9 protein-coding genes are annotated in these 13268 nt (G+C 51.4%); 7 read left to right on the top strand and 2 right to left on the bottom strand.

The annotated features are described in order from the left end of the window. Positions 1–9: 9 nt before the first annotated feature. On the bottom strand, positions 10–2979 hold the full coding sequence (locus Q0Y65_RS07100) for an acyl-CoA dehydratase activase (RefSeq protein ID WP_297958487.1): 2970 nt from the start codon (positions 2977–2979) through the stop codon (positions 10–12). Positions 2980–3281: 302 nt separating this feature from the next. Here Q0Y65_RS07100 and Q0Y65_RS07095 point away from each other — a divergent pair, with 302 nt between their 5' ends. The 6 genes from Q0Y65_RS07095 to Q0Y65_RS07070 all read left to right on the top strand — a co-directional run bounded on the left by Q0Y65_RS07095 (position 3282) and on the right by Q0Y65_RS07070 (position 9984). Continuing rightward, positions 3282–3755: an RNA polymerase sigma factor gene (locus Q0Y65_RS07095; protein WP_297958486.1), complete on the top strand. Its 474-nt coding sequence runs from the start codon at positions 3282–3284 to the stop codon at positions 3753–3755. 39 nt (positions 3756–3794) lie between these two features. Beyond that, the gene (locus tag Q0Y65_RS07090) at positions 3795–4532 is read left to right on the top strand and encodes a zf-HC2 domain-containing protein (protein WP_297958485.1); all 738 of its coding nucleotides are present in this window, start codon (positions 3795–3797) and stop codon (positions 4530–4532) included. 120 nt (positions 4533–4652) lie between these two features. Then, positions 4653–5462, top strand: coding sequence for a peptidylprolyl isomerase (locus tag Q0Y65_RS07085; RefSeq protein WP_297958484.1), 810 nt, complete (start codon positions 4653–4655; stop codon positions 5460–5462). A gap of 174 nt (positions 5463–5636) precedes the next feature. Further along, the gene (locus tag Q0Y65_RS07080) at positions 5637–7133 is read left to right on the top strand and encodes a peptidylprolyl isomerase (RefSeq protein WP_297958483.1); all 1497 of its coding nucleotides are present in this window, start codon (positions 5637–5639) and stop codon (positions 7131–7133) included. Positions 7134–7248: 115 nt separating this feature from the next. Continuing rightward, on the top strand, positions 7249–8553 hold the full coding sequence (locus Q0Y65_RS07075) for a UDP-N-acetylglucosamine 1-carboxyvinyltransferase (RefSeq protein WP_297958482.1): 1305 nt from the start codon (positions 7249–7251) through the stop codon (positions 8551–8553). 87 nt (positions 8554–8640) lie between these two features. Further along, complete coding sequence (locus Q0Y65_RS07070; RefSeq protein ID WP_297958481.1) at positions 8641–9984, top strand: MATE family efflux transporter; 1344 nt, start codon at positions 8641–8643, stop codon at positions 9982–9984. 34 nt (positions 9985–10018) lie between these two features. Here Q0Y65_RS07070 and Q0Y65_RS07065 read toward each other — a convergent pair whose 3' ends face one another. Next, positions 10019–10642, bottom strand: coding sequence for a TetR/AcrR family transcriptional regulator (locus Q0Y65_RS07065; protein ID WP_363293529.1), 624 nt, complete (start codon positions 10640–10642; stop codon positions 10019–10021). A 509-nt stretch (positions 10643–11151) separates the two neighbouring features. Between Q0Y65_RS07065 and Q0Y65_RS07060 the strand changes: the two genes are divergently transcribed. After that, positions 11152–13260 carry an RND family transporter gene (locus Q0Y65_RS07060; protein WP_297958480.1) on the top strand — a complete coding sequence of 703 codons (2109 nt, stop codon included), beginning with the start codon at positions 11152–11154 and terminating at the stop codon, positions 13258–13260. The last annotated feature ends 8 nt before the right edge of the window (positions 13261–13268 follow it).

Here is a 13268-nt window from a genome sequence, read left to right as displayed (position 1 = left end):
TCTGTGATGTCACACAGGCTGTACCTGCGGCTTTTTCGCAGGCTCGGGACTTGTCTGCTCCATAGCGGCAACAAGGCTCCTGAGTCTTATCCTTGCGGCGCCCAGGTTGTTTATCTCGTCTATCTTCAGCTGAGTGTACAGCTTTCCGCGGCTCTCCAGTATGGAGCGCACCTCGTCGCCCGTAACGGCGTCAATGCCGCAGCCGAAGGACACCAGCTGTATGAGCTGCATATCGGGCTGTGTGGTGACGTATTTGGCGGCGCGGTAGAGCCTTGAATGGTATGTCCACTGGTTCAGCACGCCCAGCTTCGGAGTGGAAGCAAAGGCCGCAACGCTGTCCTCGGTGATGACAGCCATTCCCAGACTGGATACCAGCTTGTGTATGCCGTGGTTTATCTCCTTGTCGATGTGGTAGGGACGGCCTGCGATAACGATTATCTTGCGTCCCTCCGCCCTTGCCTGGGAGATTATCTCCATGGCCTTCCTTGAAACGGAGTTGCGGTAGCTCTTCAGGGCTTCATAGGCCTTGTCCACAGCGTCGGGTATCCTGCCCTTTACGTTGTATCTTCCGAGGGCCTGTCCCAGCACCTTTATGACGTTCTTCCTGATATTCAGGTCCATATAGGGGTGAATGAAGTTCTTGCTGTTGAGCCTGGGATTGTTTGCCATGAGAAGCTCGGGATAGTAGGCTACTACGGGGCAGTTGAAGTGGTTGTCGCTGTCGCCCTCGTCGATGTTGTAGCTCATGCAGGGGTAGAATATGAAGTCCACGCCCTTGTCAAGAAGGTTCTCGATATGTCCGTGAGCCAGCTTCGCAGGATAGCACACCGTATCCGAGGGTATGGTATGCTGTCCCAGATAGTACATATCACGGGAGCTCTCGTCGGAAATAACTGTCCTGAAGCCCAGGGAGGTGAACAGCATATGCCAGAAGGGCAGCTGCTCATAGAAGCCCAGCGCAAGGGGCAGTCCCACTGTTCCGCAGTAACGCCTGGGCTGGTGGGTCTTTACGGTGTTGAGTATGCTGTCGTACTTGAACTCATAGAGATTGGGAACCGTGTTCCTGTTGGCGACTCCGCCGCCCTTTTCGCAGCGGTTGCCCGATATGAAGCGGCGTCCCTTGCCGAAGCTGATGATATTCAGCTGACAATGTGCGGTACAGCCGCCGCAGTTTACCGAACGGGAGGTATAGCTGAAGTTTTCCAGCTCCTCTGCGGAAATAAGCTGTGACGGTGCGTCTCCCGCACGCTCCTTTGCGTAGAGAGCGCAGCCGAATGCGCCCATGAGTCCCGATATGGCAGGACGGATAACGTTCCTGCCCAGCTCCTTCTCGAAGGAGCGGAGGACGGCGTCATTGAGGAAGGTACCGCCCTGAACGACGATGTTCTTTCCCAGATCCTCGGGAGAATTAGCGCGTATTACCTTGTATATGGCGTTCTTGATGATGGAGGAGGACAGACCTGCGGAAATATCCTCCACAGTAGCGCCGTCCTTCTGCGCCTGCTTTACCGAGCTGTTCATGAACACGGTGCAGCGCGAGCCCAGGTCAACGGGGTGCTCCGCAAAGAGACCCAGCTTTGAGAACTCGGCGATATCATAGCCCAGCGCCATGGCGAATGTCTGTATGAAAGAGCCGCAGCCCGATGAACAGGCCTCGTTGAGCATGATGCTGTCGATGCTCTTGTTCTTTATCTTGAAGCACTTGATGTCCTGTCCGCCGATATCTATGATGAAATCAACGTCGGGGCAGAAATAAGCCGCCGCCTTGAAGTGCGCCACGGTCTCGACTATGCCGTGATCTATGGAGAGACCCGACTTTATAAGGTCCTCGCCGTAGCCTGTAACGGCAGAGCCCTTTATGGTTATGGCAGGATTCATCTCGCTGTATATGCGCTTTACCTGATCGGCGATCTTGTCAAGGGGCTGACCCTGATTTGAGGAGTAGTGATGATAGAGTATGCGGCCGTCGTCGGTTATGAGCACCAGCTTTGTGGTGGTGGAGCCTGCGTCTATGCCGAGGTAGGCGTCGCCCTTGTAGGTATGTATATCCGCATAGCCCAGATCAAACTTCTTATGACGGTCAATGAAGCCCTCGTACTCGGCCTGCGAGCGGAAAAGGGGCTCTCCCGTCACTATATCGTCGGAGGCCTTTGCCGTCCTGATCTTTTCGATTATATCCCCGATGCAGAAGGCCTTCTCGGCAGTTGCCGCATAGAGTGCGCAGCCGTAAGCCACGAAAACAGGAGCCTCCTGCGGGAACACGGCGTGCTTGTCATCAAGTCCGAGGGTCTTTTTGAAGGCCTTTTTCAGACCGCTGAGGAAGAACAGCGGACCGCCGAGGAAAAGCACCTTTCCCTCGATAGTACGTCCCTGAGCAAGTCCCGATACCGTCTGATCCACCACAGCCTGGAAGATACTTGCGGCAACGTCCTCACGTCTTGCGCCCTGATTGAGAAGGGGCTGTATATCCGATTTTGCAAAAACTCCGCAGCGCGAGGCTATAGGATAGACCTTCTGGGCGTGGAGCGACAGCTCGTCCAGCTCGTCGGCGGTTATGCCGAGGAGGGTGGCCATCTGGTCGATGAAGGCTCCCGTACCGCCTGCGCAGGTGCCGTTCATACGCTGCTCAACGCCGCCTGTGAGGAATATTATCTTGGCGTCCTCGCCGCCCAGCTCAATAACAGCGTCGGCGTCGGGCTGCTTCTGCTTTACCGCCAGAAAAGCGGCATGGACCTCCTGGACGAAGGGTATATCCGCAGAATTAGCCAGTCCCAGACCTGCCGAGCCTGTGATGCAAACGGTGAACTCCTCATCGGGATAGTCCGCCTGAATGATCTTCAGCTGGTCCGTGACGGTCTCCTTGACCTTTGAAAGATGACGCTGATACTTGGAATAAACGATATTTCCGTCAGCGTCGGTTATAACAGTCTTTACCGTGGTAGAGCCCACGTCAATGCCGAGAGAATAATTATTTGCCATTGTACACCTCAGAAGAAGTTATATTTTTACGGAGAAAGCTCCGTCCGTTATCGGTATCTTCTTATTATACCACATTTTATATATAAAAGTAAAGAGGTAAAAAATATATGAGACTGCCGCCTTGTTTTTCAGTGCTGTCTGCGCAACAGTTGCCGTATCCGCCGTAAAATGTTATAATAACGTATGTTCAGTATATCACGAACAGACTGTTATGTCAATTTAAAAAATTTTTCAGAAAGTCTGTAACGAACAGGCTTTCCGTGTAACTAATAAGTGAACGTTCAAGGAGAGGAGGCGGCAGAGTGTCATCGGATATGGAAAAATACTACAGAGAGAACGGCAGGAAGGTATTCCTCTATCTCATGACTCTCTGCGGCGAAGCCGACACCGCCGAGGAGCTTACTCAGGAGACCTTTTACCGTGCGCTCCGCTCCCTGAAGAAGTACAAGGTTGAGAGCTCGGTATACACATGGCTGTGCAGCATCGCGCGTAACTGCTGGCTGGAGGAGCTCCGCAAGCGAAGAAAGCACAAGGGCGAGGAGATAAGCGAGCTCACAGAGGATACAGCGCCCCGTCCCGACGAGGCTGCGGAGAGCTCCGACAGCAGGCTGCGGCTGCTGAAAAGGATACACTCCCTGCCCGAGACAGAGAAGGAGATAATACTGCTGCGTGCCTCCCAGGAGCTGAGCTTCCGCGAGATAGGGGAGATATTCGGCAAAACCGAGAACTGGGCGCGTGTGACCTACTACCGCGCAAAGCAGAAATTAGCCGATTGACCTGTAGGGGCGGGCGCCCCTGCAAAAAGGAGTGATCTTATGAAATGCAATATAATCAGAGACCTTTTGCCGCTGTACTGCGACAAACTTACCTCTCAGGACAGCAACGAGGAGATAGAAAAGCACCTCCATGAGTGCGGGGAGTGCAATGCCGTCTATGAGAGCATGAACAAAAAGGAAGATATCATAAAAGCGCCCGATAAGGACGTAAAACCGCTGAAAAAGGTGAAAAAACGCACCAAACTCAAGATAATTGCCACTGTACTCGGTACAGCCGTGGTGCTGTTCGGTGTGTTCATGTTCGTATTCTGGGGAGTTATCCCCATAAGCTCGGATAAGCTGCATTATACCGTAAAAGCCAGAGAAGTAAAGCGCTATACCGTTTACGGAACAGACGAGAATGGAAACAACTATCAGAAGGACATCTCCGATTTCATGGACAATTTCTATCCCGTCCCCGATAATGCAGAGGTCAGAACAGAACGCGAGCTGTGGCTGGATTTCACTGCCGATTGCAGCTGCATCACTCATCGCGTCAAACGGGAGATTGAAGACCATATCATGGAGGACGGAAAACATCATGACCTGATATTCCATGACGAGCTCTGGATATATCCCGTGCTCAGGATACCCTTCGACGACCGCGGCGAGCACCCGAACCAGTATTCATGGGGCTATATCAATGTCAAGGAGGGCGATACCCTCACTATCCACTACCGCGACAAGACCGAGACCTTAGACCTCTGGGAGCTCTATCAGAAAACAGTTGAAAATTAACCTCATCCGGACGGCAATTGCCGTCCGTTTTTCTGTGAAGGCTAAATTCACGCGCATATATTGACAAATATTGACACATTATGTATAATAAAAGCAGTATGCAAAGGAAAGGATAATTTCATGTTTAAACGCAACCATGTTGTCAGGCTGGTACTGATATTCACCCTTATCATGGGAGTTTCCTCCCTTACCGTCATGATAGGCGGCATGATGAGGGCAAGGAACAACAGCTACATCACCATAGACCCCGATACCATGAAGCTCATACAGCTTGAGGAGCCGAAGGACGGCGACCCCATCGCTGTGGTGGACACTACCCTCGGCGAGATAAGGTTCAGGCTCTTCCCCGAGAAGTCCCCAAACGCCGTGGCAAACTTCACAGAGCTGGCAGATTCGGGCTACTATAACGGAACATATATATTCCACTCGGAGAGCGGAGTTTACTCCGCGGCAGGCGCTCCCAACAAGAACGGCTCCGCAAAGGACAACTCCCACGAGCTGGTGGAAAGGGAGCTCGATCAGGACCTCTGGCCATTCAGGGGAGCTGTCTGCATGATGACCACCACCGTCAAGCAGAGCTTCAAGGAGAAGATACTGGGCGGCGGCACATACTACAACGGCAGCCGCTTCCTCATGCTGAATACGGTGAAGTTCGACGACGAGTTCACGGAAGAGCTGAAGTCCTCCTCCGAGAGCGAGGCTCTTGCGGACGCCTTTATCGAAAAGGGCGGCGTTCCCAACTTCTCGCAGCAGATGACTGTCATCGGCCAGATATACAGCGGAATGGACGTAGCCGAGCAGCTTGCCTCACTGGAGACCACCGATATCGGCGCATATAAGTTCCCCAAGCAGGATATCATGATAAATTCCGTCACCATCAGTACCTATTCTTCGGAAGAAAATATGACTGAGCCCGCCGAAAAGGACTGATTTTTCATTGAAGTTTCAGATAAAAACCGCCTTTCAAGGCAAAAGCTTTGTCTTTCAGCAACAAAAATATCAGGAAACTATTTACAAATCAAATTTTTTGATGTATAATATATAAGTTGAAGTATAATTACTCATAATAATCACAGGATATATTTTTCCGAGGAGTGATATATAATGCTCAGAAAGATCCTTGCAGGACTTTTCTGCATTACCGTTGCGGCTTCGGCTTTTACCTCCTGCTCAAAGAAGGACGGCGGCGGTTCCGGTGCCGAAAGCACCTCGGCTGCTACCGAAGCTCAGACAGAAGCTGTCACCGCACAGCCTGCGACTGCCGCGAATGTGGATATCGCAAACTTTACCGCCCCCGAAAAGGGCGATACCATCATAACGATGGATATAAAGGACTACGGCACCGTGAAATTCAGGCTCTTCCCCGAATATGCGGACAAGGGCGTTGAAAACTTCATCGAGCTGGCAAAAAAAGGATACTACGACGGCCTGAAGTTCCACAGAGTCATCAACGACTTTATGATACAGGGCGGCGACCCTCTGGGTGACGGCACAGGCGGCGAGTGCATCTGGGGCGGCAAGTTCGAGGGCGGTACCGATCCTCACCTCATACACGCTGCGGGAGCTCTCTGCTACGCCAACAGCGGCGGCACCAACACCGACGGCAGTCAGTTCTATGTGGTGACGGGTACTCAGTACAACGACGAGAAATTCAGCGATCTGGAGCAGAAGGGCTACGCCTTCTCCGACAGCGCAAAGGATATATATAAGAAAATAGGCGGCGCACCGTGGCTGGACGGCAATTACACCGTGTTCGGCCAGGTCATAGACGGCCTTGATGTTATCTTCAAGATACAGAACGTATGCGTGAATCTCCAGAACTATATGCCCCTGAAGGACGTCATCATGGAGTCCGTAAAGGTAAGCGAGTACAACGGCGAGGATATACACTGGTATCTTGACGAGTACGAGCCCTTCGACCCCGAGGAGATCAGACAGGCCTCGGGCAGGGAAAACATTGATATAGCAAACTTCACAGCCCCCAGAGATGGTGAGACCATAGTCAGCATGAAGCTCAAGGGCTACGACGGAGAAGTAAAGATCAAGCTCTTCCCCGAATATGCCGAAAAGGGAGTTGAAAACTTCATAACCCTTTCTGAACAGGGCTATTATGACGGCCTTACCTTCCACAGGGTCATAAAGGACCTCCTCATCGAGGGCGGAGACCCCAACGGTGACGGTACAGGCGGCGAGTCCATATACGAAAAGGGCTATGAGGGCGGCACAGACCCCCACCTTATCCACGCGGCAGGCGCCGTGGCCTACTCCAATGAGGGCTCTACCAATACAAACGGAAGCCGCTTCTTTATTGTTACAGGCGAAGATGTAACTCAGGGCATGATCGAAGAGATGGAGTCCTACGGCTACGCCTTCACCGAAAGCGAAAAGGAAGCATATTCCGCTCACGGCGGCGTACCGTGGTTCGACGGAAGCTATACCATATTCGGACAGGTCTTTGACGGACTTGATATCATCTACGATATCGAAGGTCAGGAAGTGGACGAGGATCAGAAGCCCAAGAAGGACGTGGTCATCGAAAAGATGACGGTCGAAAAGTACGATGGCGGCGAGATCCGCTGGGATCTTTCAGATTACAAGTGATAATTTTTAAGCTGTAAGCTTATTGATTTATATGGTCGGCGTCTTATGCCGAGGAACAAAAGAAAGAAATTCGGGAACAGATACAAATAACCCGAAAAATAAGGAGAGAAAATATTTGGATAAGTTTGTTGTTAAAGGCGGAAGACGCCTTGAAGGTGAAGTTACCATAAGCGGAGCAAAGAATGCAGCAGTTGCAATTCTTCCCGCAGTCATCCTTTCGGACGAGCCCTGCGTTATCGAGAACGTGCCCTACATCAGCGATGTAAGGATCTGTATCCGTATCCTCAAGGAAATGGGTGCAGAGGTCACAAATATCGGCAAGGACGCATACAGGATCGATCCCACAACTATCAATAAATTCTGCGTCCCCTACGAGTACGCAAGGAAGATGCGTGCCTCCTATTATTTCTTAGGAGCGCTCCTGGGCAAATTCAATAAGGCAAGGGTTTCCATGCCCGGCGGATGTCCTCTCGGAGACCGCCCCATCGACCAGCATTTAAAGGCTTTCACAGCCATCGGCGCTGAATACACTCTCAGCCAGGGCATGATAGACCTTACCGCAGAAAAGCTCTCCGGCAACCAGATATTCTTCGATGTTGTCACCGTAGGAGCTACCATGAACGCCATGCTGGCTGCCGTAAAGGCAGAGGGACTCACAGTCATCGAAAACGCGGCAAAGGAGCCTCACATCGTTGACCTTGCAAACTTCCTCAACTCCATGGGCGCAAATATCATGGGCGCAGGTACCGACGTTATCAAGATCAGAGGCGTCGAGCACCTCCACGGCACCACATATGCCGTTATCCCCGACCAGATCGAGGCAGGTACATTCATGGTGGCAGTTGCTGCCACAAAGGGCGACGTACTTATCAAGAACGTTATCCCCAAGCACCTTGAGTCAATTACAAAGAAGCTTGAAAAGATCGGCGTAAACATAGAGCAGTTCGACGACAGCATAAGGGTATGGGTAGACGGTCCCCTTGTAAAGACCAATGTAAAGACCGCTCCTCACCCCGGATTCCCCACGGATATGCAGTCCCAGATAGCTACCCTCCTGTGTCTTGCAGAGGGCACAAGCATCATTACCGAGAACATCTGGGAGCAGCGCTTCCGCTATGTTGATGAGCTCAGAAGAATGGGCGCCGATATCACCGTAAACGGCAAGGTCGCTCTTATCGAGGGCACAGGCAAGCTCATGGGAGCTCCCGTAAAGGCCTGCGACCTGAGAGCAGGAGCTGCACTTATAATCGCAGGACTTGCTGCAAGCGGAGTTACCGAGATAGAGGATATATACCATATCGAGCGAGGCTATGACTGCATGGAGGGCAAGCTCCGTGCACTTGGCGCAGACATCGAAAAGGTCAGCGTCCCCGACAAGGCTGAGGAAACAAAGCCCGAAAGCGATAAGGCTGCTGTTTAATAAGCAATATGGCTGCTGCACATATGTGCGGCAGCTTTTTCGTCGCATCACAGGTAACGACCTTCCCTACAGAAATAAAGGAGATATATGCAGAAAAACAAAGATCTATACAAAAAACTGTTCACCATTGTGGCGCCCATCGCCTTCCAGTACCTTATGTCATCGCTGGTATCGGCCTCGGACGCCTTTATGCTGGGCTTTCTCGATCAGGACTCACTGTCCGCCTCATCTCTGGCAGGACAGATAAGCTTCGTATCGGGACTGTTCATCTGGGCGTTCGTGACTGGCTGCGGAGTCCTTGCGGCTCAGTACTGGGGCAAAAAGGATCAGCGCACCGTTGAGGAGGTACTGGCGGTATCCATGCGCTATTCCCTGCTCATAGGCACCGTATTCACACTGGCGGCACTGATATTCCCCCAGTATCTCATGCGCTTTTTCACATCCGATCCCGAGCTGATACGCCTTGGCAGCATCTATCTGCGCACCGTCGCCCTTTCATACATTCTGGGCGGCTTCTCACAGGGATACTTCGGTATCATGAAGATATGCGACCACGCAGGTCTAAGCTCCCTTATCGGCAGCCTTGCCGTGGTGCTGAATATACTGCTGAACGGCTGTCTCATATTCGGCCTTGGCCCCTTCCCCGAAATGGGCATAGCGGGAGCAGCTCTTGCCACGGTGATCGCCAGGGTATTTGAGTGCGTATTCATCATAGCCGTAATGATACAGGGCAAATGTCCTCCTCTCAGGATAGGAAAGATGTTCAGGCTCAACAACAAGCCCCTGCATATGGACTACATAAAGTACACCACGCCCCTGCTGCTGAATCAGCTGGGCTGGGGAGGCGGAGTCACCATGTATTCCGTTATCATGGGACATCTCGGCACCGACGCCACTGCCGCAAACTCCATAGCAGGCATAGTCCGCAGCATGATAGCAAGTCTCTGCTGGGGCATAGCCGCAGGCGTAAGCATAATTATCGGCGGTATGCTCGGCAGGAATGAGAAGGAGGAGGCAAAGAAAGCAGGCGGCAGCTTCGTCAGGTTCTCACTGGTTATAGGTGCAGCCTCGGGAGTTGTGATACTTGCCGTAACTCCGCTTATACTGAAAGTGATACACCTGAACGATCAGGCGCAGTTTTACCTGAAGTACATGATGCTGATGGCAGCTTACTACATCATCGGAAACTCGCTGAATTCCACTGTCATCGGCGGAATATTCCCTGCGGGCGGCGATACGAAATTCGGCATGATATGCGATATCGTAACGCTGTGGTGCGTGGTAGTGCCGATGGGTATGATAGCGGCCTTCTGGCTGAAGCTCCCCGTGCTCGCGGTAGCATTCATCCTGACGCTGGACGAGTTCGTGAAGATACCTGCGGTATACAGACACTACGTCAAATATAAATGGGTGAGCAACATCACACGATAAGAAAAGGCAGTCCTTACGGACTGCCTTTTTTTATTCATTTCAATTCCTTTGGTTTATTTTCATGCTGAGCGATAATAAGCCTGATGGAGTTATAGAGATAGGGTTTGAGCTTTGCAAGGGAGCAAGGCTCCTTATAGAGTATAGCGGAATAAATGGTAGAGCTTACCAGCTCGATTATCATGAAGAGCATGATCTCGGGATCGCGGAAGCCTGTGGGAGACTCGTCCAGCATTTTCTGGTATATCTCCGCAAAATCCACATCGTCGTCGGTGACGGGGGTAGTGATGGCATTCTTGAATATGCCCCAGCTCAGGTTCTTGGAGATAAATGTCAGCAGCGACTGGTTCTCGTTGAGCTGATTTATGATATTATCGATTATCCTGATGAGCTTGTCCTCGAAGGGAAGCCTGTCCAGCTCGTCGCCAAGCTCGCTGACAGCGGCCTTGAAAAGCTGGCTGGACTTATGCGAGACGAGCTTGTTGCGGATATCGTACTTATCCTTGAAATAGAGGTAGAATGTCCCCTTTGCCACGCCTGCCTTTTCCACGATGTCGGTTATGGAAGTCTTGCTGAAGCCCTTGGTGGTAAAGAATTCAAAGGCTGTTTTCAGCAGCGAATTCTCCTTGAGCTTCTTATTCAGATCCACCTTGCCCATCATTACACACCTTTCCGATAAATCAGAATTTGCATTGTAAGGGAGCCCGCCCCCGGGCTCCCGCCAAAATAATTACGTTCTACGCGGGAGGGCGAGGGAGCCCTCCACTACAGATATTCTAATCACTGAAATCATAATTTTGCTGCGCATAATTATGATTTATACTTATTATAGCCCGAAAAGCAGGCGGTGTCAAGGTGTTAAAAATGACTAACGGTCACATCAATGCACAGGCGAATTTGTGCAGGTTTACAAAAATATGACCGCAGGTCATTTTTCTTCCTCAAAGATGTTGACTATCGGTCATTTTTGTAATATACTATTTTATAACAAGTAAAACGGGCGCATATTGAATGTCCGCGGAGTCCCCCGAGCTTTTCTGTTTCCCATTCAGATCAGTCATATCTCTCCTAAAGGTATACCGGCAGTTTTCCCCTTCCCATGGACACTGCCCAGACAGACACGCGGACTTTCAATATGCGCCCGGCAGACAGAACAGAAGGGATGATATTATGCTGAGATTCGGAGAATGGATAGCAAAGCACAGAGCTTTCATACTCATTATCGCCGTGCTGCTGCTGATACCGTCGGCTATAGGCTATATCGGCACACGGGTAAATTACGATATACTCTCCTACCTGCCCAAGGACATAAACACCATGAAGGGACAGGACATACTGAAGGAGGACTTCGGTCAGGGCGGCTTTTCACTGGTAATGGTGGAGGGCATGAGCGACAAGGACGTGGCCGCCACCGCCGATAAGATATCCGACATAGACCATGTTTCCAACGTGGTATGCTACCAGTCCATGACGGACTGCACCATACCGAAGGAGATACTTCCAAGCAACATATACGACTTCTTCAACAAGGGCGACTCCACACTTATGGCGGTATTCTTCGACGATACCACCTCGGGCGACGGAACTCTCGCCGCTGTTGAGGAGATGAGGAACGTAACCTCAAAGCAGTGCTTCATCAGCGGTATGTCCGCAATGACCCTTGACATGAAGAACATCACCGAGAGCGAGACCCTCATCTACGCAGTCATCGCGGTTATACTCACAAGCATAGTCCTTATGGTGACTATGGACTCCTTCCTGATACCCGTATTCTTCATGCTGAGCATAGGCTTCGCGGTGGTATGGAACTTAGGCTCCAACATATTCCTGGGCGAGATATCCTTTATAACACAGGCTCTTGCAATGGTGCTCCAGCTTGGCGTTACAATGGACTACTCAATATTCCTGTGGCACAGCTACAAGGAACAGCAGAAGTACTTCCCCGACAGCAGGCAGGACGCAATGGCACACGCTATCGCGGCAACTATCACATCGGTTGTGGGAAGCTCATTCACAACAGTGGCAGGCTTCCTTGCAATGTGCTTCATGACATTCACCCTCGGCCTTGACCTGGGAATAGTAATGGCAAAGGGCGTTGTATGCGGAGTTATCGCCTGCGTCACAGTCCTTCCCTCCATGATACTCATATTTGATAAGGCTATCGGGCGCACCTCACACAGGGATTTCCTCCCCGCATTCAGGCGCACCTCCTCATTCATAGTAAAGCACTCATGGGCATTCCTCACAGCAGGCATAGTTCTTCTGATACCTGCGGTGTACGGCAACAGCCACTACGGCGTGTACTACAAGCTGGACAGCACACTCCCAAAGACCCTTGACAGCGTTATCGCAAACACGAAGCTGGAGGAGGAGTACAACATGAACAGCACCCACATACTCATGGTGGATTCGGCAATGAGCGCCAAGGACGCAAATAATATGCTCAGCGAGATGAAGAATGTGGACGGCGTTCAGTTCGCCGCAGGCTTCAATTCTCTGGTGGGCTCCGCTATCCCGGAAGAGGCTGTTCCCGACGAGATAAAAAGCGTCCTCAAGAGCGACAGATGGCAGATAATGCTCATAGGCTCCGAGTACGAGGTAGCCTCCGACGCAGTAAATCAGCAGGTTAAGGAGCTCAACGACATCGCCGTGAGATACGACTCCGAAGCAATGCTCATAGGCGAGGCTCCCGCCACAAAGGACCTCATCACTATCACCGACAAGGACTTCAAGGTGGTGAATTTCCTTTCCATAGCAGCTATATTCCTTATCATAGCATTCACCTTCAAGTCCATATCCCTCCCTGTGATACTTGTATCGGTCATCGAGCTTGCCATCATGATAAATCTGGGAACAGCCTGCTATACAGGCTCGAAGCTTTCGTTCATAGCTCCCATAGTAATAGGCACCATACAGCTTGGCGCCACCGTTGACTACGCGATACTCATGACCACAAGATACCGCACCGAGCGCAGCAGCGGCAAGGACAAAAAGGAGTCCGTCGGCATCGCCCTGGGCACCTCCATAAGATCCGTCATCACCTCGGCGCTGGGCTTCTTCGCCGCAACAGTCGGCGTTGCCCTTTACTCGGATATCGGACTTATCTCGGAGCTGTGTATGCTCCTGGCAAGAGGCGCTCTCATCTCCATGGTGATAGTAATAACCGTGCTGCCCTCTATGTTCATGGTATTCGACAGCATAATATGCAGGACCAGCGCAGGCTTCCTTCCGAAGAACAAAAAGCATACAAGGCACCATCACTTATTCGGAACAGTGTGATATAAAGG

This window comes from uncultured Ruminococcus sp. (assembly GCF_947301925.1).
In the GTDB taxonomy this organism is placed as follows: Bacteria; Bacillota; Clostridia; order Oscillospirales; family Ruminococcaceae; genus Ruminococcus.
The sequence above is the reverse complement of the archived record's forward strand: the minus strand, read 5'-3'. Positions and strand labels throughout refer to the sequence as shown.